17 protein-coding genes are annotated in these 22,923 nt (G+C 64.2%); 8 read left to right on the top strand and 9 right to left on the bottom strand.

Features of this window, described 5'->3' with window-relative positions; all coding sequences use genetic code 11:
* Positions 1–21: 21 nt before the first annotated feature.
* From ACM42_RS38120 to ACM42_RS38095, 6 genes are all read right to left on the bottom strand, one after another.
* A complete protein-coding gene (locus ACM42_RS38120; protein WP_271533594.1) occupies positions 22–1,338 on the bottom strand; it encodes an ATP-binding protein in 1,317 nt (438 codons plus the stop codon).
* Complete coding sequence (locus ACM42_RS38115) at positions 1,335–2,048, bottom strand: response regulator (protein WP_271533764.1); 714 nt, start codon at positions 2,046–2,048, stop codon at positions 1,335–1,337. Before ACM42_RS38115 ends, ACM42_RS38120 begins: the two co-directional genes overlap by 4 nt.
* Positions 2,049–2,139: 91 nt before the next feature.
* Positions 2,140–4,101, bottom strand: a complete 1,962-nt coding sequence (locus ACM42_RS38110; RefSeq protein ID WP_271533592.1) for a MacB family efflux pump subunit — start codon at positions 4,099–4,101, stop codon at positions 2,140–2,142.
* A 1-nt stretch (position 4,102) separates the two neighbouring features.
* Positions 4,103–5,335 carry an efflux RND transporter periplasmic adaptor subunit gene (locus ACM42_RS38105; RefSeq protein ID WP_271533590.1) on the bottom strand — a complete coding sequence of 411 codons (1,233 nt, stop codon included), beginning with the start codon at positions 5,333–5,335 and terminating at the stop codon, positions 4,103–4,105.
* Positions 5,332–6,891, bottom strand: a complete 1,560-nt coding sequence (locus ACM42_RS38100) for an efflux transporter outer membrane subunit (RefSeq protein ID WP_271533589.1) — start codon at positions 6,889–6,891, stop codon at positions 5,332–5,334. Before ACM42_RS38100 ends, ACM42_RS38105 begins: the two co-directional genes overlap by 4 nt.
* 1,160 nt (positions 6,892–8,051) lie before the next feature.
* Positions 8,052–8,420: a hypothetical protein gene (locus tag ACM42_RS38095; RefSeq protein ID WP_271533762.1), complete on the bottom strand. Its 369-nt coding sequence runs from the start codon at positions 8,418–8,420 to the stop codon at positions 8,052–8,054.
* 331 nt (positions 8,421–8,751) lie between these two features.
* Between ACM42_RS38095 and bamA the strand changes: the two genes are divergently transcribed.
* Positions 8,752–11,229, top strand: a complete 2,478-nt coding sequence (bamA, locus tag ACM42_RS38090) for an outer membrane protein assembly factor BamA (RefSeq protein WP_442868974.1) — start codon at positions 8,752–8,754, stop codon at positions 11,227–11,229.
* 124 nt (positions 11,230–11,353) lie between these two features.
* Here the strand turns inward: bamA and ACM42_RS38085 are convergent, their stop codons facing one another.
* From ACM42_RS38085 to ACM42_RS38075, 3 genes are all read right to left on the bottom strand, one after another.
* Positions 11,354–11,890 carry a hypothetical protein gene (locus tag ACM42_RS38085; protein ID WP_271533585.1) on the bottom strand — a complete coding sequence of 179 codons (537 nt, stop codon included), beginning with the start codon at positions 11,888–11,890 and terminating at the stop codon, positions 11,354–11,356.
* A gap of 13 nt (positions 11,891–11,903) precedes the next feature.
* Positions 11,904–13,211, bottom strand: coding sequence for a hypothetical protein (locus ACM42_RS38080; protein ID WP_271533583.1), 1,308 nt, complete (start codon positions 13,209–13,211; stop codon positions 11,904–11,906).
* Positions 13,212–13,272: 61 nt separating this feature from the next.
* Entirely contained in the window at positions 13,273–15,453 is a 2,181-nt protein-coding gene (locus ACM42_RS38075; protein ID WP_333922779.1) for a hypothetical protein, read from the bottom strand.
* Between the two features lie 747 nt (positions 15,454–16,200).
* Here ACM42_RS38075 and ACM42_RS38070 point away from each other — a divergent pair.
* From ACM42_RS38070 to flgE, 7 genes are all read left to right on the top strand, one after another.
* Positions 16,201–16,899, top strand: coding sequence for an RNA polymerase sigma factor (locus tag ACM42_RS38070; RefSeq protein ID WP_271533579.1), 699 nt, complete (start codon positions 16,201–16,203; stop codon positions 16,897–16,899).
* A 145-nt stretch (positions 16,900–17,044) separates the two neighbouring features.
* The gene (locus tag ACM42_RS38065) at positions 17,045–17,869 is read left to right on the top strand and encodes a flagellin (protein ID WP_271533577.1); all 825 of its coding nucleotides are present in this window, start codon (positions 17,045–17,047) and stop codon (positions 17,867–17,869) included.
* Between the two features lie 61 nt (positions 17,870–17,930).
* Positions 17,931–19,607, top strand: a complete 1,677-nt coding sequence (fliD, locus tag ACM42_RS38060) for a flagellar filament capping protein FliD (protein ID WP_271533575.1) — start codon at positions 17,931–17,933, stop codon at positions 19,605–19,607.
* Positions 19,607–20,035, top strand: coding sequence for a flagellar export chaperone FliS (locus ACM42_RS38055; protein ID WP_271533573.1), 429 nt, complete (start codon positions 19,607–19,609; stop codon positions 20,033–20,035). Before fliD ends, ACM42_RS38055 begins: the two co-directional genes overlap by 1 nt.
* 171 nt (positions 20,036–20,206) lie before the next feature.
* Positions 20,207–20,479 carry a hypothetical protein gene (locus ACM42_RS38050; RefSeq protein ID WP_271533571.1) on the top strand — a complete coding sequence of 91 codons (273 nt, stop codon included), beginning with the start codon at positions 20,207–20,209 and terminating at the stop codon, positions 20,477–20,479.
* Positions 20,480–20,956: 477 nt separating this feature from the next.
* Positions 20,957–21,625, top strand: a complete 669-nt coding sequence (locus ACM42_RS38045; protein ID WP_271533569.1) for a flagellar hook assembly protein FlgD — start codon at positions 20,957–20,959, stop codon at positions 21,623–21,625.
* A gap of 31 nt (positions 21,626–21,656) precedes the next feature.
* Complete coding sequence (gene flgE / locus ACM42_RS38040) at positions 21,657–22,922, top strand: flagellar hook protein FlgE (RefSeq protein ID WP_271533567.1); 1,266 nt, start codon at positions 21,657–21,659, stop codon at positions 22,920–22,922.
* Position 22,923: the final 1 nt, after the last annotated feature.

The following is a 22,923-nucleotide window of genomic DNA, read 5'->3' as shown; positions in this document are numbered from 1 at the left end:
GGAACGATGCGGACGGCAGCGTCAGTCGTGGCTACGGTCTGCATTGGAAAGCAGCAGGCGGACGCGAAGACCCCTCGGTTCATTGTCGAGCAGCAGCAACGTTCCGCCATGCGCGGTCACGATCGCCTGCGTGATCGCGAGGCCGAGGCCAAATCCCGCCGTTTCGTCCATGGTGCGGGCTTCTTCTCCTCGCACGAAGGGCTCCAGCATCGCCGTCTTCTTCTCATCGGGTATTCCAGGACCGTCGTCGACGACGTCGATGATGATCTGGTTCCCGGAGATCAGGAGCTCGACGCTGACTTCGGTTCCGAAGCGTGTGGCGTTTTCGACCAGGTTGGTGACCGCGCGGATGATTTCGTCCGGCCGGACCATGAATGCGGCTCTGTCCGGACCAAGATAGTGCACCGCGTGGCCGCTATCGGAAAACTGGTCGCAAACCATCTGGAGCAGCGCGGCAACGTCGACCAGTGTCGGTCTGGCAGCACTTTCACTGCGCAGCAGCGAGAGCACCGACTCGAGCATCGACTGCATCTGATCGAGGTCGCGTACGGTCTGGGTGCGCTGTGCTGGATCCTCGATGTATTCCGAGCGTAGCCGCAGGCGCGTAATCGGGGTGCGCAGGTCGTGGCTGATGGCGGCCAGCATTCGAGTTCTATCGTTCATCAGTGCGGTAACGCGTTCGCGCATCCGGTTGAGCGCTCTCGCCGCGGATCGGATTTCCTCCGGGCCGTTCTCAGGCAACGGTTCGGACGAGCGATTCAAGCTGAAGTCCTCCGCCGCGCGCGCGAAGGCCGACAGGGGCGAACTGAGCGCGCGGCCGGCCCAGACGCCGAGCAGCGTCACGCTTGCCACCAGGAACAGGAGCGTGCTCGTCCAGAGGCCGCTCACGAAGGCAGGCATCTTGAATGTCCCGATCGTCGCCTCGAGCACGTCGCCATTTGCCAGATAGAACCAGAGGCGATTGTCTTCCGGTGTGGAACCGCGAATGAGATCGACCGGGCCTTCAATAGCCGAGGGGGTGTTCAGGCGCGTCCGTTCCGGCAAAGGAGCGATGGAGGCGGAAACATCCTTTTTCAATTGCAGCTTCAGCGCCGGAAAGGTTCGGCTGAGGTTTTCAAGAACGAGATCTCGCTCTCCCTGCGGCGTATTGGCGATGATCCTCGCAACCAGCTCGAACTGCTCCACCGGGCTGTCCGTCAGAACGTTCGGCCGGCTGAGCAGAAAGTATCCGGCAATCAGCACATGGATCAGGATCAGTGATCCCAGAACCAAGGCTGCGATCTGGCCACTGATCCGCCTGAAGCTGAACAGCGCGACGATATCGGCGGCGCGGCTCATGCTTCCTCCACCACCGGCGTGAAGATGTAGCCGCCGGTGCGGACGGTCTTGATCACGGACGTGTCCTGGGTGCGGTCGAGCTTGCGGCGTAGCCGGCTGACCAGCACGTCGATGCTGCGGCCAAAGTTGCCGCCGGGCCGGCCGCGCGTCATGCTCAGGAGATTGTCCCGGGTGAGGATGCGGCCGGCCCGTTCGCAGAAAACCTGCAGCAGGTCGAACTCGGCGCTGGTCAGCGGCACCTGCGCGCCCTCGGGGTCGCGCAACTCCCGCAAACGGAGATCGATGATCCAGCCCAGGAATTTCAGGCGTGTCGCCGCGCCGCCGGCGGCACGGCCGCTCGCCTGGCGGCGCAGCACGGCGTTGATCCTGGCGAGAAGCTCGCGCGGGTTGAACGGCTTCGGCAGATAGTCGTCGGCCCCCATCTCGAGACCGAGGATCCGGTCGAGATCCTCGCCCTTCGCGGTGAGGATGATGATGGGTGTCATGGATTCCATGCGCACGCGGCGGCAGAGGCTCAGACCGTCCTCGCCCGGCAGCATCAGGTCGAGCACGATCAGGTCCACCCGGTTATGCGAGAGATGCCGGTCCATCTCCCTGCCGTTCGTGACCAGGTGGACCTCGAACGAATGCTCGCGCAGATAGCGCGCGATGAGGTCGCGGGTCTGCCGGTCATCCTCGACGATCAGGATGTTTTGCGTGCCGTTGGTCATGTTTGAGATCGCATCGGGGTTGCCGATCGTTGGTCGATTTGCGGACGATTGTCTCGTCCGAAGAACTACGGTCATGTCTGCAATCCTACGGTCAGTCACGGCTCAACGCCACCACGGGATCCAGGAAGGCGGCGCGGCGGGCGGGGAAGAAGCCGAAGGCCACCCCGATCCCGGTCGAGGTCAGGAATGCCGCGCCGATCGAGAACAGCGAATAGCTGACCTGGAATCCGGGCATTGCCATATTGACCACCGTCCCGAGCAGGATCGCGACGAGGATACCGGCGATGCCGCCGATGGACGAGATCAGGGTCGCCTCCACCAGGAACTGCTGGAGGATGTCGCTGCGTCTGGCGCCGACCGCCATGCGCACGCCGATCTCGCTGATTCGCTCGGAGACGGACACCAGCATGATGTTCATCACGCCGATGCCGCCGACGACCAGCGAGATCACCGCGATCGCCGCCACGAGGAACGCCAGGGTCTGCGTCGTGCTGGTGATGGTGCGGCGGATGTCGTCGGTATTGAGGATGACGAAATCCCTGGTATTGTGCCGCTTCGTCAAGAGCGTGGTGACCGCATCCTGAGCCAGCGTGGTCGAGATCTCGTCGCTGATCCGGAGCAGGATGCTGCGGAGCGAGCGGTCGCCCGTGAACTGTGCCTGCACGGTGGTGTAGGGAAGATAGACCGAGAGGTTCTGGTTGGAGCCGAAGCCGCCCTGCTGCTGGGCGATGACGCCGACGATGCGGCAGGGCACCTTGCCGAGCCAGATGACGCGGCCGATCCCAGAGTTCTGGTCGTCGGCGAAGAAGGTCTTGCGGGTGTTGTCGTCGATGACGACCTGCCGCTCGATGTTGCGCACCGCGTCGGAGTCGAACAAGCGGCCTTTCGCCAGCTTGGCGCCCTTGACCTGGAAATAGCTCTCGCCGACGCCGTTCACGAGCACGTTGGACTCGCTGCCGCGATAGCGCACTGTCGTGCTGGTCGAGACCGTCGGTGTGACTCCGGCAATGAAACCCTGCTGGCCGAGCGCGCGGGCATCGCCGAGGACGAGCGTCTTGATCTTGCCGGCGCGCGCGTCGCCAAAATCCTTGCCCGGAAACACCTCGATCGTGTTGGTGCCGAGACTCGAAATGTCCGACAGCACCTTGCGCTGAGAGGCGTTGCCGAGCGCAACCACGGAGGACACTGCGGCGATGCCGATGATGATTCCGAGCATGGTCAGGAAGGCGCGCAGCCGGTGAGCGGCCATCGCCACCAGCGCCATTCGCGAGGCTTCCCGCAGGCGCCGCAGCGCGCCGGGCCAGCCGGCGCCGCTGTCCCATGAGGCCCGAGGCGCCGCAACAGCCGGCGCCGCTGCGCCTGCGGTCTCGGTGCGGCGATCGGAAACGATCCTGCCGTCACGCAGCTCGATGATGCGCTCGGCCCGCGCGGCGACATCGGCATCGTGGGTAACGATGATGATCGTCCGTCCCTCGCCGTGCAGCTCCTTCAGGATCTTCAGGACCTCCTCGCCGCTGCGCCGGTCGAGCGCGCCGGTCGGCTCATCCGCCAGGATGACTTCGGCGCCGTTGATCAGCGCCCGTGCGATCGAGACGCGCTGCTGCTGGCCGCCCGACAGCTGGTTAGGGCGGTGGCCGCGCCGGTCGTCCACACCAAGCCTTGCGAGCAGCTGCTCTGCGCGCGTGCGGCGCTCCCGGGCCTTCATCCCGGCATAGATCGCCGGGATCTCGACGTTCTCGGCCGCGGAGAGATCGCCGAGCAAGTGATAGCGCTGGAAGATGAAGCCGAAATGCTCGCGCCGCAGCGCCGCCAGCTCGTCTGCGTCGAGTTCGGAGGCGTTCTTGCCGGCGACACGATATGTGCCGGTGGTCGGTCGGTCGAGGCAGCCGAGAATGTTGAGCAGCGTCGATTTTCCGGATCCGGACGAGCCGATGATCGCCACCATCTCGCCGGGCTGGATGCTCAGCGACAAATCGTCGAGCGCAACCACGCGCGTGTCACCGGCCGAGAATTCCCGCCTGACGTTCTCAAGGGCGATGATCGGATCGGCCATCTCAGAGACCTCCCGGCGGGCCGCCGGACATGCTGCGCGATGCGGTCTGCTCGCTGGCTTCTCCGGTGACGACCCGGTCGCCCTCATCGAGGCCGGACCTGATCTCGACCGTAGTGCGGTCATTGAGTCCGGTCTTGACCTCGCGCTCGCGCACGTCACCCGACGCGTCGAGGGTGCGGACGGTGCTGCGGCCGTCGGATTTCCGCATCAGCGCGAGCGCGGGGATGACCTTCACGCGCTTGGCCTCGCCGGTGATGATGTGCACCTCGGCGGTCATGTAGGTCCGCAGCGAAAGATCCTTGTTGGGGACGTTGAAGACGCCGATGTAGTAGATGGCGGTGCTGGTGGAGCTCGATGAGCTCGAACTCGTGCTCGAGCTCGACGTGGTGGTCGAGGAGAAGCTGGCGTCGCTCTTGATCGATTCGGGCGCCGGCTCGATCTGCTCCAGCTTGGCCTCGTAGCGATGGTCCTGGTCGCCGAGGATGGTGAAATACAGCGCCTGGCCCGGCTTGACCTTGACGATGTCGGCCTCGGAGATCTCCGCCCGCACCGTCATGGTCTCGAGCTGGCCGAGCACGACGATGGTCGGAGCGGACTGCACCGCGTTGACCGTCTGTCCCTCCTGCACCACGGTGGCGAGCACCGTGCCGTCGATGGGCGCGGTGATCCTTGTGTAGTCGAGGTTCACCCGTGCCGTCTCGACACTGGCTTCGGCTCCCACGATCAGAGCATCGAGCGCGGCAATCTGGGCGCGGGTCTGCCGCACCGTCGAATCCGCGCTGTCGAAATCGCTGCGCGAGGTGGCGCGTTGTGCCAGTGTCGCCTGCTGTCGCGCGAGGTTGGCTTCCGCCAGCACCAACGCGGCTTCCTTCTCCAGTTTCTGCGCGCGGTAGTTCTTGAGCGAAGCTTCCGAACTGCGCAGATCGTTCTGCTTGGTGACGGGGTCGATCTGCGCGATAACGTCGCCGGCCTTGATCCTGTCGCCGACGCGGACATTGAGGGCGGTGATCCGGCCCGACACCTGCGCGCCGACGGCGGTCAGGCGCGCCGGCTTGAGCGTGCCGCTGGCGAGCACCTCCTCGCGCAGATCGCTGACGGTGACCGGCGCGGTGATATAGGACTGTCCCTTGCTCGACGTCGCCGGAAAGCGCATGGCGGCCACCACCCCGGTTGCCACGAGGGCAACCACCGCGGCGGCAATCTTCACGCGCTTGGCGGTGATGATATCAGTCACTTCACCGCCTCCCGGAAGTGTGGCCCTGTATTGGTGTCCACGATGATCGGCGTCGATGTGTCGACCGGATCGGACCAGCCGCCCCCCAGCGCCTTCGCGAGGGAAATGTAATCCTTGGCCACGGACACCTTGCTCTGGATCAGAGAATCCTCAGCCGAATAGAGCGAGCGTTCGGCGTCCAGCACGTCGATGAAGCTCGCGCTGCCGGTCTCGAACAGCGATCGCGACAACCGGGCGGCCTCGCGATAGTTCTTCGCTGCCTCGGCCAGCTTGACCGTGCGAACGCGCTCTTGCGAAATCGACACCAGCGCGTTCTCGACGTCTTCAAAGGCGGTGAGCAGGGTCGAATGGAACGTCGCGAACGCCTGGTCGCGTTGCGCCTCCGCGATCCTGACGGTCGCCAGGCGCTTGCCCGCGTCGAACACCGGCACCGTGACCGAGGGGCCCACCGACCAGCTTACGTTGGAATATTTTGCGAGGTCGCCGGCGCGCAGCGCAGAGGTGCCGACCGAGCCGGTCAGCGACACCGCAGGATAGCGGTCGGCCTCGGCCGCGCCGATCTTGGCAGTGGTCTGGGCGAGCTTGCGCTCGGCGCTGGCGACGTCGGGGCGGGTCATGAGGAGATCGGCGGGCAGGCCCGTCGGCAACGGCATGCGCGGTGCAGGCACGGGCGCGGACCGTGCCATCAGCGAAGCGACGCCGTCGGGCGGTCGTCCGAGCAGGATGCCGAGCCGGTGAATGTCGGCCGCGAGCGCCGCCTGATAGGTCGGAACGTTCGCCTCTGTGCTCGCCGCTTGTGCGGTCGCCTTGGCGAGATCGACGGCGTTGCCGCTGCCGGCCTCGTATTTGCTGCGGGTGAGCTTTTCGGTGTCGCGTTGCGAGACCGATGTTCGCTGCGCCAGCGCGATCCGCGCCTGGTAGCCGCGCGCCTCCACGTAATAGGCGGCAACGTCGCCGATCAGCGTGACGAGGCTGTCGCGCAGATCCTCCTCGGCCGATTGCTGCCCACGCACCGCTGCTTCGATGCTCCGTTGCGTGCCGCCGAACAGGTCGAGCTCCCAGCTCGAATCGAAGCTCGCCTGGTGCAGCGTGTAGGGCGCTGTGTCGACGACGGCCGTGGCGGAGCCCGCGCTGGTCTTGTTGTTGGTCACCGAGGCCGAGCCGCTGATGGAGGGAAACAGGCCGGCGCCGGTCTGTTGCACCGTTGCGCGCGCCTCGCGCACGACTGCCTTGGCCTTGGCGACATCGGGGTTGGCTTCGACGGCCTGTTCGATCAGCCGGTTGAGCAGGGGGTCGCGCAGGCGCAGCCACCAGCGATCCAGCGTGCCGGCTTGCCGCCGGGACGTGGGTTGCGCGCTCCAGTGCGACGGCATGTCCAGCCGGGGCGGCCCGGCATAATCCGGCCCGACCGCGCAGCCAACCAGTGTGGCACCCAACATCAGCGCGACGCAGGCCGATCCGGCGCGCGACAGGGCGGCGCGCAGTGGGGACGGCGTCGGGCGATGGTTCTCCTCTGCGGATGGCGTGGGAACTGCGACGAACAAGTGTGACGGCATCAAATCGGCTGAGATCCATGGGCCTTGCCGCGGGACGTGCGGTGCCCATGGCCTTCGGAAGGGTACGACGAACAGGGCCCACTAGCCGCGCGATCGTGGCCTTTCGGCAGCCGGAATGTTGCTGAATGTAAACAGATGTTGCGGGGCATTCCGCGCCCTCCGCACGGTGCCTGCCAGGCAGGACATCGACCCTGTTTTGCTGCTGCGTCAAGCCCTCTTTGCGAAAATATTCCACTTTACCGAAATTCGGATTTGACGTATGTGTCGCCCATCCCGGCTCATCCTTGAGGGGCGATCATGAGGTCGTCATTGTCGCGAGCCGGGCTTGCGGTGGACGCGGCAGCGTCGTGCACGAGAGGTGAAGGGCAGGGCGGATTGCTCTCCGTGAGCCCGAAACCGCGTGCGGACGAGCGGCGCTGTCAGGCTTCGTCTCGCCTGTAAGTTTCCAGCTCCGTCGACAGGGCTGGGAAAACTGCGGCGAAATGGCGGGCCGCGCGTACGGCAAAACCGTGTGGTCCTGGCCGTCGTTGCTACGGTCAAGCTCTTGCGGAGGCGGCAGTCGCGTCAACCGGCGCGGCGCCGGTGAATTTCGCGGGAGTGAGGGAGGCCAGAACGAACTCGGCTCCCGGGAGAGCACGGCATAAGCCGTCCGACCATCGCGCAGGGAAGGCCGAGTGATTGGCTACACCTGTATGCTGCTGTGCGGTCTTCTTGCGCTACATCTTCGCGCAGCGGACCGCGGGTGCCGGCCGGCACCCGGTCTTCCCTGCGCCCTCTCGGCTCAAGAGGGTGAGCGACGAAGCAAAGCTCGGGCGAATTCAGCCGCGAGAACGCGAAGGCATGTCTGCGATTTCAAATGCGCGCAGAGGCTGCGATGCCGCCTCATCCTCCGTCATTGCGAGCGCAGCGACGCAATCCAGAATCGTTCCACAGCGACAGTCTGGATTGCTTCGTCGCAAGAGCTCCTCGCAATGACGAGGCGGAGAGAACGTGCGCCATACTCCACTCTCGTGCCCCGGACGCAGCGCAGCATCCCTTCGACAGTGCGCTGCCCAGCCGGGGCCCATCTATCAGCACTATACCATGTCGCTTCCCGGGTCCCGGCTCTGCACCACAACGCTCAACGCGTTGTAGTTCGTCCGGGACACGGGAGAGTCGGATCACCACGAAATCGGAATCCTCTGCGCAAATCCACCCAGGTCCGAATCCGGGTTCAGGGGTTGACGATCGAGCGGCCGGTTGTTGTTGCCGCGTGCGAACGACGTGCCAGGCGGCAACGCGTAGTCGGTGAACTTACGCTCCCCGGGAAGTACTTCGGTCCCGCCATCCAGCCACGACCGCTTGCTCACATAGACGCGCGTATGCGGGCCGGACTGGTAGGACCGGTTGGGCCCGTGCGGACCATACTCATAGACGACATCATGCATCGCTTGTTGTCGATCGCGCTTGCGCGTGGTTGCGGCGTGAGCGGTGAGGGTCGAGGAGAGGAGGACGACCAGCACCGTTCTGGTCACGACAAGCGCGTTCATCGGCAAATGCCCCGTGCGAATTCCTGATGCCGCCGCCTCTCGCACCGACTTCAGGGGCTGTAAAGAATTCAGGCGTTGCGGGATGTTGCTGCGCGCTCGCCTGATGGGCTCGTGCGAGGCCGTCCGCATGTCGGTCTTTGGCCGCCGAAGGCTCGCGCGGTCGACAGGGGCGGCCGTACTCGCGCGGCTGATCCGCCAATCAATTTCAACGACCGGAAACAGTACAGCAATATCAAAGCCACATCGCGGCCACAGCCGTTTCGTTTCAGAGCAAGAGGTGCTCTTGAGGTGTGGAATGTCGGTGTTGCGGGGCTTGCTGATCGCGGTGGCGATGAGTGGTGTATCGATTGCGAGTTCAATTCCCGTCGTGCTGTTGCCGCAGCCGGCGGCTGCGCAGAGCGTGGAGACGATCGTGGTCGAAGGCAATCGCCGCGTGGCGGTCGAGACGGTCCGCTCGTACTTCAAACCCGGCCCCGGCGGTCGCCTCGATCAATCCGCCCTCGATGACGGACTCAAGGCGTTGGTCGGGACCGGCCTGTTCCAGGACGTGAAGATCAGTCAGTCCGGCGGCCGCGTCGTGGTGTCGGTGGTGGAAAATGCCGTGATCGGCCGCGTTGCCTTCGAGGGCAACAAGAAGATCAAGGACGAGCAACTCTCGGCCGAGATCCAGTCCAAGCCGCGCGGGACCTTCTCGCGGGCGTTGGTACAATCCGACACGCTGCGAATCGCCGAAATCTATCGCCGGTCCGGCCGCTATGACGTGCGCGTCACGCCCGAGGTCATCGAGCAGCCGAGCAATCGCGTCGATCTCATCTTCACGATCGAGGAGGGCGCCAAGACCCCGGTCAAGTCCGTCGAGTTCATCGGCAACAGCGCCTTCTCGGCCTCGCGACTGCGCGACGTCATCAAGACGCATGAAAGCAATCTGTTCAGCTTTCTCGGCAGCAACGACATCTATGATCCAGATCGCGTCGAGGCCGATCGCGACCTGATTCGTCGCTTCTACCTCAAGAACGGCTTCGCCGACGTCCAGGTCGTCGCCGCGCTCACTGAATACGATCCCGAGAAAAAAGGCTTTCTCGTCACCTTCAAGATCGAGGAGGGCGCGCAGTACCGCGTCGGCGCGGTCGACTTCCGCTCGAGCATCCCGAACTTCGATCCATCCTCGCTACGCGTCTATTCGCGCGTCCATGTCGGCTCGCTCTACAACGTCGAATCGGTCGAGAAGTCGACCGAAGACATGCAGATCGAGGCCTCGCGCCGCGGCTACGCCTTTGCCCTGGTCCGTCCCGCCGGCGACCGCAATTTCGAGGCGCACACGGTGTCCGTCGTTTTCAATGTCGACGAAGGCCCGCGAACCTATATCGAGCGCATCAACCTGCGCGGCAACACGCGCACGCGCGATTACGTGATCCGTCGCGAATTCGATCTCTCGGAGGGGGACGCCTACAACCGCGCGTTGGTCGACCGTGCCGAGCGGCGCCTGAAGAACCTAGACTATTTCAAGAGCGTGAAGATCACGACCGAGCCGGGCTCGTCGAGCGACCGCGTCGTCCTCATCGTCGACATGGAAGAGAAATCGACCGGCGATTTCTCGATCTCGGGCGGCTACTCAACCACCGACGGCGCGCTGGCCGAGGTTTCGGTCTCCGAGCGCAACCTGCTGGGCAAGGGGCTCTACGCCAAGGCGACCGTCAGCTACGGCCAGTATTCGCGCGGTATATCGCTGTCCTTCGTCGAGCCTTATCTGCTCGACTACCGGCTGGCGCTCGGATTCGACACCTATTGGCGCCAGCAATTGGCGAACAGCTACACGAGTTACGGCGTGACGACGCTGGGCTTTTCTCCGCGCCTGGGCTTTGCGTTGCGCGAGGACCTCTCACTCCAGCTCCGCTATTCGCTCTATCAGCAGAGCATCACGCTCGCCAGCGCCTACAACAATTGCAACAACAACGCATCGAACACGTCGCTGGCCTTCAATCCGACACCGGCCTACATCAGGAGCGTTCTGGGCGGCGTGGACCCGACCAATTCCACGGATTCGGGCGTTTACGGATACGGCTGCTATGGCGACGGTGAGTCGAGTCTGCCGGTCCGGAGAGAGCTGGCGAACGGCGCGACCTGGACGTCGGCGCTCGGCTACACGCTGAACTACAACACGCTCGACAACACCAAGAACCCCACGGACGGTCTGCTCATCGACTTCAAGCAGGATTTCGCGGGTGTCGGCGGTGACGTCACCTATCTGAAAACGGCGGTCGACACCAAGTACTACACGTCGCTCGTGTCCGATATCGTCAGCGTGATCCATCTCCAGGGCGGTCTCCTCAGCAAGCTCGGCAACCAGGACCTGCGCATGCTGGATCACTTCCAGATGGGGCCGAACCTCGTGCGCGGCTTCGCGTCCAATGGTATCGGTCCGCGCGACACCACCTATTGGAGCCTGGGCGGGAGCGGCGATGCGCTTGGCGGCACGAAATACTGGGGCGCGTCGATGGAGTTGCAGATGCCGTTCTGGTTCCTTCCCAAGGAAGTCGGCCTGAAGGGCGCGGTCTACGCCGATGCCGGATCGCTCTGGGGCTACCAGGGGCCGACCTCATGGTCGGCCACGGGCGAAGTCAACACCAAAGCCTGCCCGACCTGCGGACTGCAATACGACGACGGCAATCTGGTGCGGTCGTCCGTCGGCGTCGGCCTGATCTGGGCCTCGCCGTTCGGGCCACTGCGCTTCGACTATGCCGTGCCGCTGACGAAAGGCAAATACGACACGGTTCAGGAGTTCAGGTTTGGGGGCGGCACTTCGTTCTAGCTGGTCGCCCGCCGCCGTGTGCGGCTGCGGCCTTGCCGTGCGGGGGCGCGCCGGACGATCGCGATCGCGGCGCCGGAGCACCGCAAGGCGCTCTCCGCGCCGCCTCGCACTGCGCCAGCGGCCTTTAGTTCATCATCGCGAGCGCTGGACGCCGGTTTTCGCCGGACTCGATGATGCCGGGGAGATCGACGGCCTGGCCGGCGATCATGCCCGACATCTGCCAGAACAGGTGCGCGAGGCGAGAGAACACCATCCGCTCACGCTCGGCATCAGAGGTGCCGTCGGGAATCGTCACGGTCTCCAGGCCGACAACCTTCTTGAAATCCGGCCAGATCGTCATCGATTGCGCGATCACGGAATAGCAGCGCGGATTCTCGTCGCTCTCGTCGGGCGCCGGCGGCAGGCCCGGAAATTGCGTCGGCGCGGCGTAGAATTTGTAGGCACCATAGCCGAGCCGGAGCAGGAACTTTTCCGGGGCGGCGACGTCGGCGGCAAACGACACCAGCCGAGCCTCGCTCAGCACGTCGGCTTCGATCGCGCTGAGGTCGGACGCGCGCAGCGCCGAGCAGAAGGTGAGATCGCGATTGTGTTCGCGGAGCAGATTGGCCAGCGGCCGTTGCTGTTGCACGGTGTCGGTGAGCAGGATGATGGTCTTGAGCATCGTGAGGTGTCCGTCAGGGGAAGAGATGGCGGGCGGCCATGACCGCTTCGTCGGAAGCGTGGGTCGCAAAGAAGTCGTTGGCAATGCGCTGTCCCGGCGCGATCTCCAGGATGCGGTAACGCGCCTGGGCGGCGGCTTCGCGGGCGGCGCCGACGTCGTCCTGCCAGGCGCAGAGGGACAGTTCGAGCCAGCCGTAGCCGCCGCTATTGGCGGCATAGGCGCCCGTCACGGCTTCCACGGTCGCAGCCACCGCGCCAGCGTCGCTGGTGGAGACGTCCCGCAGGATTACGGCGATGCCGGTGCCGGTCTCGGCTTTCGAGGTCATGACCATGAAGGCGTCGCGAGCGCCGGTACGTCCGGCGCGGCGGGCTGCGCGCGCGATGCCGGCAAAGGCGGGATCGGGACCGAGCTCCAGCGTCGTCGTTTGCTGGTCGTGCAGGATCGTGGCACGCATCGCGCCGAGGTCACCCCGGAGCGCGTGGTACGAGCGTGGCAGCCAGACGGTGTCGAGAGGCGTCTGCGAGGATGTCAGGCTCCAGGCCTGGTCGAGCAGATAGCCCTCCCAGATCGCAGGATAGGATGCGGCGAGCTGCTGCCAGGCGCGCAGCATCATCTCCGCAGCCTTGGTGCGGCCGAGATAGAGCGTGCGCGCTGACATCTCCCAGCGATTCCACTTGTGCAAGGCCACGTCGCAGCCGAGGAAGGACGGCAGCAGCGGCGCCTCGCGCACCACCGCGCCGGCTTCGACGAACAGCAGCGGCTCGCGATATTTGTTCCACATCCGCATCATGAACTCGGCTTTCTCGAAGCAGAGGAAGCGGTCGCCGAGCTGGGTGTCGATCGGCTCGATGTGGCAGGCGAGGTCAAACCGTTCGAGCGAATGCCGGAGCGCGAAGGCCGCGGTTGCGTCGCCCCCGCGCGGGTAGCAGGAGACGATCCGCGGACGGACGGTGGATGAATCGGCGGCGGCGAGGAATTTCGACCAGCCGATGCCGCCCCACCACATTTCGTGCGGGCCGTCCGCGCCGCAGGGGCCGACAGTGCCGAACTCGGTCAGCTTGGACTTGAGGAAGTCGAAGCCGGGGTTTTCGCTTCTGGGAATGACGACGGCGCAGGCGGGCGTTAGCGAGCGGTAGAACAGCTCGGCGGCCGCACCGCTTGGCGGCTCCTTGAGGATGATAACGCCGCTCCGCCGGCACTCGCTGAAATCGTCGCGCGGCGCGCCGTACTGCTTGAACAGCCAGTCCAGGCGGTCGCGCTGGGCCCGGCCGAGCCTCACGCCGTCGGATTGCAACAGCCGATCAAGGTCTTCGTCCGTCAAGTCCGTACCCCCCGCTCTCAGCCCTTGGACTTCAACGGTCGAGGCGATGCGATCAGGCGGACTATTTGGGATGGGCGCCAAGTGGCGTAATTGCCACGGAGTAGATCGCGATATCGTCAGTCATGGGGGCGACCGGGATCAGCAGGCAGCCATCCTCGCTTTCGGCGCGATAATGGTCGCCGTTCCGCTCAATCCCGGCGAAGACCAGGCTCTCAGCCGCGATGCCGACCACGCTCTGGCTTTCCGCGGCGTCGCGGACATCGGCGGCGCTCTGCATAGTCACGCCATGCAATAGACCTTCGGCGGCGAATTTGGGCAGCGGCAGGACGATCGTGGCGATGCCCATCGCACGCGAGACCGGAATACGGACGCGCAGCTCACCGAGGCCGTTGTGGTGAACCGTCACCGTCTCCAGCGTCGCTTCGCCGTTTCCGCGAAACAGTCCGACCTGGACCGGGCCGCGGGGCCTCTCCTCGAAGACGTCGGCCGGCAGGCGGTTGGCGCCGAACAACGTGTAGAGATAGGAGTGAGACGCCGACAGGCGCGCGAAGCAGCCCGCAAGCCACATCGGCGGCGCCGATGTCGTGCAGGCGGCTGAGAGGCCGCGGGCGGTGATCTGCCGACGGATGAAGTCGCCGTCGATCATTGGCGCCAGCGCATGGGTGCCGAGATTGACGTCGTGCTTCAGTTCGCCCAGCAGCGCCAGCTCGTCCTCGTCCGGCAGCAGCAGGAGCCGGGCCAAGGTCGCCACGCACCAGCGCGCGGCGACATCGGGCGCGGCATAGGGGCTCAGACGAAAATCCACCGCGACCTGTTCGGCGCATTCCGCAAAGGCCAGCGTGCCGGCCTGGATGTCTGCCGCCAGCATGATCTGGCTCGTGGGTCGCGGATTGATCTCCCGCAGCACCGTGCCGCCGTCGTAGTCCCGGACCGAACCGTCGGCCGAACAGCAGACCTGCTCCAGCAGCGCAATGTTGCGGATCAGCATGCGCTTCACATGGGGCGTGACGACGAGATCGGAGATGAAGCCCGTGGCGCTGTCCTCCTCCGCGACGTCGTCGAAGGCGTCATCGAGCGAGATCAGATAGGCGCCGTGGAGGCGAATATCGAGGCCTTCCAGCTCGAAGATCCGACGCAGCGCCTTCTGCACGCTCCCGGAATAGCCGAGATCGGCGAGCACGAGATCGGTGCAGTCGTCGAAGCCAGGGATCACGTGGCGCAGATGGGAAAGCAACCCCGCGCGCAGGCCAGCCGCGAGCTCGCCGATCTCATCCGCCCCCATCAGCTCGGGCAGCGCCTCCGCAATCTCGAGGCCGGTCACGATGCCGTCGGGCGACTTCGCAAAGAACGCGGCGACCTTCGGCGGCAGGATCTTCATCATGTCGCGAAAGGTTGGAGCGTCGATCTTCAGGATCTTGCCCAGAAGATCGGTGATCGGCTGCATCGTGTCTGCGGAGGCGATCAGGCTGACGCGGCGGTTGATCTCGACATAGGCCGAGGTCGTGCCGTGCAGCTGCTGCCAGATCCGGTGCGGCAGAAAGCCGTCGCGGCCGAGGAAGCCGAGGGCGACCTTTCGGCCGGGACCTGTGACCTCTTCGCAGCGCCGTGCAACAAAGGCGTCGAATGCCCTCATCACCGGGCCGAGCACTGTCACTCCCAGATGGAAAGCCGGCGACCTCTCGGCGCTGCGCGCGACGACCATGCGCCGCAGGGTGCGTGCGCCGTGATCGAGCCGAGACGGCGCGCCCGTGCACAACAGCTCGAACAGCGCTGTCTCGCGCTGAAACTTCGCTGCAAGCTGGGCGGTGGCCTGCGGATAGTAGCGCGGGCGAATGCCGTGGCGCTTCGCGCCCCTGATGTCGGCCGTTTCATTGTCGCCGACGTGAAAGGAGGCACTGGCGTCGATGTTCTGCTCCGACACATACGTCGCGAACAGCGACCCGCTCTTGCTGCTGCCGTGGTCGCAGGATGCGTAGAGAAAGTCCCAGCTCAGACCGGGATGGCAAGCCCGCAGCAATCGCGCCATCCGGTCGGAATCCCAATAGGTGTCCGAGATGAAGCCGACGCGGTGGCCCGCGCACTTCATGTCCTGATATTGCCGAAGCATGTCCGGATTGACGCGGCAGAGCTCGATCTCCGCCGCGAACTCCGATTCGACCAGCTCTGTGAGATCGCTGCGCGACAGACCGAAGAGCCTGAACGGAAAATAGGAATAGATCTGGTCGATGTGCACTTCACCCACACCGCGTTTCTCCTTCGCGGTCCGGCGTGCACGCGATTCGGCCTGGATGCGATGCTGAACGAAACTCGTGGAAACACTTGGACAAGATCGTGAAATGCACGAAAGCTCGTAAGCCCTTTCAAACACGCCATCTGGAGTCGTGCAGGCGCGAAGCAGAAATGTATCGAAAACATCGAACGACCAAGCAGAAACAATTTGCGCGCGGCGCGCTGCGCCAGTCGTTGCGATCGTCATGCCAGTAATCCCCGCCAATCAGAGCGATTAACGTGCGTGCGCGTGAGGTCAGGCGCCACGGAAGCGAAAAAAGTTCACGCGCGATTCAAATTCGCGTTCGTCGCGACTGACAGATTCAAAAAAATCGTTAGGTTCGCAGAAGGTGATTCGGAAAAAATTGCCGGGTGCGGAAGTCGTCTCGCGTTCATTCACACTCGGAAACAATCGTCTCTTCATGCACCGGGCGCGTATCGCGCTTGATCACCTAGTGCCGCGTAATGTCAACGTTTTCTCTCGACGACATCTGCTCAGGATGAACGATCCGCCATGGCGCGAGACGATGTGATGATTGCAGGTACGACGCGCAAGATGATCGCGCGACCGGCAATTATTGCCCGACACTCGGCAAAAATGACCAGGTAACATCTTGAAAAACAACAGAAATTCATCGCCTGGATTGCCTTCGTCCCGCGTTCAACGCTTGGAAGCCGTGTGGCATGGGCGCCGCCGGCATTGCGGGTTGGAGGTTGCGGGATGAGTTACGCTGCTGATGTCTGGGCTCCCGCCGAGGCCGAGATCGCGACGACGGTGCCGGCCGAAGAGACCGTGCCGATGATGCCGTCCGCGCCGCTCGCGCCGGGCGGCGCGCCTGATACCGCCGATGTCGTCTACGACGAGGACAGCGAACTCCTGGACAAGCTCGCTACCGGCGACGAAGTCGCATTCCGCATGCTGGTCGAGCGTCACATCGATCGCGCCTATGCCATTGCGCTGCGCATCGTCGGCAACGCCGCGGACGCCGAGGACGTGGTGCAGGATTCCATGCTCAAGATCTGGAGCCATCGCGGACGCTGGCAGCACGGCCGCGCCAAATTCTCGACCTGGCTCTACCGTGTCATCTCCAACCGCTGCATCGATCTGCGTCGCAAGCCGCGCACTGAGAACGTCGAGGCCGTGCCGGAAGTCGCCGACAGTCAGCCGGGCGCCGTCGAGCTCATCGAGCGCAATGAGCTAAACGACATGCTGGAGCTCGCGATGCAGCGCTTGCCCGAGCAACAGCGCATCGCGGTGATCCTGTCCTACCACGAAAACATGAGCAACGGTGAGATTGCCCAGGTGATGGATACAACCGTCGCCGCCGTCGAGTCGCTGCTCAAGCGCGGCCGCCAGCAGCTTCGCCAGCTCCTGCGCAAGCACGAGCGCGACATCCGCACCGCGTTTACCGACTGCTAACCATAAAAATCGCCTCGCGAAGATTTTCGCGCCTGATCTCCTCGCGCTCCGCCGTTTGAGCGAACGGACGGGGCTGCGGTCCGCGTCGTCGTAAGTCGATTCCCACGAAGCGGCACTCCGTGCCCATCAATATTAGGAGCTTCAGATGCCCGCAATCAACACCAACACTGCCGCCAATGCGGCGGTCCGCTACCTCAACATCAACTCCGCGCAGGAAACCAGCTCGCTCTCGAAGCTGTCGAGCGGCTCGCGTATCACCTCCGCATCCGACGACGCCGCCGGCCTTGCGATCTCCACCCGCATCTCCTCGGACGTCACCACCTTGCAGCAGGCTGCGACCAACGCCTCGCAGGCCACCGCGATCCTGCAGACTGCTGACGGCGGCGCCTCCAACATCTCCGACATTCTTGCACGCATGAAGTCGCTGGCGTCGGAATCGGCTTCGGGCACCGTGACGGACTCCAGCCGCGCCTACATCAACTCGGAGTTCTCGCAGCTGACGGCTCAAATCGACTCGATCGCGTCCGGCACCCGCTATTCCAGCCAAAGCCTGCTCGACGGCTCGAGCGTGTTCGCCTCCGGCGTCTCCGTTCTGGTCGGCTCCTCGGGCTCGGATACCATCACCATCACTCTCACGAGCCTCACGGCCTCTTCGCTCGGCGTGTCTTCGCTCGACGTGAGTACGCTGTCGGACGCGACCTCGGCGTTGACCGCGCTGGATACGGCGATCGACACGGTCTCCGCGGCCCGTGCCAGCATCGGCGCTCAGGAGTCCCGCTTCAATTTCAGCGCCGACTCGATCTCGACCCAGACCCAGAACCTGCAGTCGGCGAACTCGGCGATCGAGGACGTCGATATCGCGGCCGAACAGTCCAAGCTTTCCTCCGCGGAGGTGAAGACCCAGGCCGCGGTGTCGGCGCTGGCGGCGGCGAACCAGATGCCCCAGTACCTGCTCAAGCTGCTGGGCTGATGATGATCCGGGCGGGCCGGCATGATGCCGGCCCGCCCACTACCAGGGATATTCAGGCAAAGTGACCAGCGTCAGTTCGACCAGCAGCACAAGTTCGGGCGTCACCGTCACCACGAGCGGGACCACCAATTCGAGCAGCATTGATTGGTCTGCGCTGATCCAGTCCGCCGTCGATGCGAAGACCGCGCAGGCGGACACGATCTCGACGACGATCACGAACAACGAGGCCAAGATCTCGGCCTACCAGACGCTCCAGAGCGATCTGAAGACGCTGTACTCCGGCTTGGCGTCGCTTTCGACTGCGGTGGTCAACTCGCTGTCCACCAGCGCCTTTGCGACGCGCGCGGCGAGCATCGGCTCGACCGGCGACGTCAGCGCCTCCTCGGCGCTCTCGATGAGCATCAAGAACGGGGCCGCGATCGGCGACCACACGCTGACGATCAGCCAGATCGCCACCGCGCAGAAGGTGTCCGGTGCCTCGCAATCGAGCCAGACCGACGAGCTCGGCTATTCCGGCACGTTTTCCATCGGTCTGGAGGGCGGGGCTACGTCCGACATCACCGTCACCAGCACGATGTCGCTACAGGACGTCGTCGATACCATCAATGCGCAGACCTCGACCACCAACGTCCAGGCCTCCATCGTGCAGGTGTCCAGCACGTCATTCCAGATGGTGCTGACCGGCACCGCGGATGCGGCGGACATCACCTATTCCAGCACGTCCGGCGACGACATCATGAACAAGCTCGGCGTGACCGACAGCTCGGGCAGCTTCACCAACGTCATCCAGGAGGCGCAGTCGGCCGAATTCACGCTGGACGGCATTTCGATGACCCGCGACACCAACGACATCACCGACGTTCTGAGCGGGGTCACCTTCAGCCTGCTCCAGGCGACGCCGGACGGAACCTCGCTGAACATCAGTATCGAGACCGACACCAGCCAGATCCAATCGGCGCTGGAGACCTTCGTCACCAACTACAATGCCTTTCGTGACGAGGTCATCGCCCAGCAGACGACCGCGACCGACGGCACCGCAGATTCGAGCGCGGTCCTGTTCGGCGACGGAACCATGCGCAACATCATGGATGCGCTCCAGAACGCCCTGAACAGCACCGTGGGCGGCATGACGATGGCCGATCTCGGCCTGTCCTTCAACGAGAAGAACGAGCTCGAGCTCGACACCAGCACGCTGTCGGAGATCCTGAGCACCAACCTGAGCGGCGTGACCGAACTGCTGTCGGCGCAAACCACGACGTCGTCGAGCCAGCTCAGCGTCGTCAATACCGGTACGTCGCCGCAATCCTTCACCCTGGAACTGACCGTCGATTCCGACGGCAACCTGTCCTCGGCCTCGGTCGGCGGCGACTCCTCGCTGTTTACCGTCAGCGGCACCACGATCATCGGTGCATCCGGCTCGATCTATGCCGGCATGGCCTTCACCTATAGCGGCTCGACCTCGCAGTCGATCACGGTAACCTCGACCACCGGGATTGCATCGCAGATCTACGAGATTGCGAAGGACTATTCGTCTTCGACCGGCGCACTGCAGACGCAAATCACCAGTCTGACGACGCGCGACGACGAGCTCCAGCAGAAGGTCGATGATATCAACAGCGCCGCGGCGACGCTGCAGTCGCAGCTGCAGACGCAGTACGCGAAATACCAAGCCGCGATCGAGAGTGCGAACAGCACGCTCGATTATCTCAAGGCCCTGCTCAACAGCTCGAGTGATTGATGATGCATAATCCGATGGCGTACATGGCCAACCAGGCCTATCGGGGAACGGCAACGATTGTGCCGCCGCTCAAGGCGGTCTCGATGCTGCTTGGTGGCACGATCACGTCTCTCCAGAAATCGCTCGCCGCCCAGGAGGCAAGGCGTTTCGAGGAAGGGCACGAGCACCTGATGAAGGCGACCGCGATCCTGCGTGGGCTCAGCCACAACCTCGATTTCGCCAAAGGCGGCGACGTGGCGGAGCGGCTGTTCCAGACCTACAACGCGATGATCCTGGCGAGCCACAAAGCCTATGGCCGTCCGCACGCCCGCCAAAGTTTCGGCCGCATCATCGCCGGGTTGACCGAACTGCGGGAGGCCTGGGAGTTCGTCGACACGACCGTGCGGGGCGGCAAGCCTGGGCCAGCCGATTCGGCCCGCAAGGGCTGAAGACGTCTGCCCCAATGCGACGCGGGGGAGGGCAGGCGTCATCCAGCCCGCCGTTTCCGTCGCTTTCCGCAGTGCTGCGGGCACATTTGGCGCGCGAAGCCGCCGAAATCCGGTTTCCGCCGCGCCTGCAATGCTTTATGACGGGCCTGACCGAGGCGGGATCGGCGGGCGATGGACGTCACCGAGTTTGAGGAACTGATCGATCGGCTGGGCGAGGATCTCTCCCTCTGGCCCGACGACCGGCGCTTGCCCGCCGAAGCGTTGCTGGCGCGATCGTCCGCTGCGCAGGCCCTGCTGGAAGAGGCACGTATGCTGCGCCGTGCGTTCGCGGCACCGCCAGTGCGCGCGCCAGCAGGGCTCGCCGACCGCATCGTCGCTGCGGCCGCGAAAATGCAAGATGACACTGCCGAGCCGCGCACCGAAGGCGAGACGGCGGAGAGCTGAGCGGCTCTTTCTCTCACATCGACTGCCAGAGCATGATTCGGAAAAGTGTGCAGCGGCTTTCCGAAACGATCATGCTCAAACAATAATTCATCCAAATCTCATCGCGCTTTAGACGTCCTCATGCCCGGGCTTGTCTCGGCATCCACGGTCTTCGTGCTGCGCGGCGAGGCGTGATGGCCGGGACAAGCCGGGCCACGACGCTGTGGAAGCATCGGCACCCCCAACGCTCACATCGTGAACGATGGCTTTGCCGCAGCCGAAGCAAGAGAGCAGCTCCGTCGCCGCAACGAATTACCTTGACCTCGTCGCTCCTCTAACTCCCGCCCACACACGGCAGATTTTGCCGTGTCGAATGCCGTTCTCGCGCACGTGAATCGCCGCCTGAATCCGCACGCCCACCCGTTTCATCAGCACACAGATTTCAAGCGCCGCGAGCCGACACTGGTCGCCGGCAGCAAAAGAAGGCCGGAGTCTCCGATGACCGTTTCCTCCGTGAGTTCTGCAACGACTGCGACCACCACGACATCGTCGTCGTCGAGCACGTCGTCCAATTCGACGCTGACATCCAGCGATTTCCTGACCCTGCTGGTCAGCGAGCTGCAGAACCAGAATCCGCTGGATGCGACCTCGACCACCGACCTCGTCAATCAGCTCACCTCCTACGCCAATTTCACCTCGCAGCAGTCGATCAACTCCAACTTGTCGTCGCTGGCGAGCTCGTTCTCGAGCCTCGTGACGCTGAACTCGGTGAACTATATCGGCCACACCGTCGAGGTGAAGTCAGATACGGCGACCTTGAGCAACGGCGAGGCGACCTATGGATACTCGCTGTCGTCGACCGCTTCGGACGTCTCGATCAGCATCTCGGATTCCTCCGGGAACGTCGTCTACACCGGCACCGGCACCGGCAATTCCGGCTCCAACACGTTCACCTGGGACGGCAAGGACTCAAGCGGCAACCAGCTCTCCGACGGTGGCAAGTACACCATCTCGGTGACGGCGACGGACACCGCCGGCAACTCGGTCCTCAACTACACGACCGTTACCGGCACGGTAACCGGCATCGACACCTCGACTTCCACGCCCTCGCTCACGGTGAACGGCGTCGCGGTCAGCGCCGCCAACATCCTCGGCGTCACATCCTGATCTCACGTCCTGATTTCCTCGGAGCTTCATCATGAGTCTCACCGGCGCATTGTCATCGGCGATCTCGGCGCTCAACGCCCAGAGCCAGTCCCTGTCGATGATCAGCGACAACATCGCCAACTCCGACACCACCGGCTACAAGACCACCTCGGCGATGTTCGACTCGCTCGTGACCGCCTCCAGCAATACGACCTCCTACGCTTCCGGCGGCGTCACCGTCTCGGGCCGCGCCAACATCACCCAGCAGGGCCTGCTCGCCGCGACCTCCAACGCCACGGACGTCGCAATCCAGGGCTCCGGCTTCTTCGTGGTGACCGACGCCAAGTCGGGCGGCACGGTCGCCTATACCCGCAACGGCGCCTTCACGACCGACAATGCCGGCTATCTCCAGAACAACGGCTATTATCTCGAGGGATGGCGCACCGATGCCGATGGCAATGTCGTCGGCAATGAATCGGCGGGCAATCTCGAAGCCATCAACACCCAGGTCGCCTCGACCAGCGGCAGCGCCACCACCAAGACCACGATCGCTGCGAACCTGCCGTCGGACGCCGCGACGGGCGACACCTACACCAGTTCGGTGACGGTCTACGATTCGCTCGGCGCGGCGAATTCGATGCAGGTTACCTGGACCAAGAGCGGTGCCAATACCTGGAGCGCGAGCTTCGCCAATCCGACCTCGGCATCGGATACCACGACTGCGACCGGCACGGCGTCAGGCACGATCGACATCACTTTCAACAGCGACGGTTCGCTCGCCAGCACCAATCCTGACCCGGCCACCGTCTCGATCACCGGCTGGACCGACGGTGCGGCGGACAGCACCATCACCATGAATCTCGGAACCGCCGGCAAGACCGACGGCCTCACGCAATATGCCTCGGGTGAAACCACGCCGTCAGTCAACGTCACCAGCATCGATTCGGATGGCCTGTCCTACGGCAAGCTGTCGAGCGTCTCGATCGGTGACGACGGCATCGTCAACGCGACCTATTCCAACGGCCAGACCATCGCGATCTACAAGATCGCGGTGGCGACCTTCGCCGATCCCAACGGGCTCGCCGCCTCCAGCAACGGCATCTATTCAGCGACGGTGACGTCGGGCAACGCCGCGCTGCAGGGCTCCGGGGAGAACGGCGCGGGCACGATCTACGGCAGCGAGCTGGAGTCCTCGACCACCGACACCTCCAGCCAGTTCTCGAGCATGATCTCGGCGCAACAGGCGTACTCCGCCGCGTCCCAGGTCGTCTCCACCGTCAACAAGATGTACGACACCCTGATCTCGGCGATGAGGTGAG

Origin of the sequence: Bradyrhizobium sp. CCBAU 25338 (assembly GCF_028128965.1) — a bacterium.
Classification (GTDB): Bacteria; Pseudomonadota; Alphaproteobacteria; order Rhizobiales; family Xanthobacteraceae; genus Bradyrhizobium; species Bradyrhizobium liaoningense.
The sequence above is the reverse complement of the archived record's forward strand: the minus strand, read 5'-3'. Positions and strand labels throughout refer to the sequence as shown.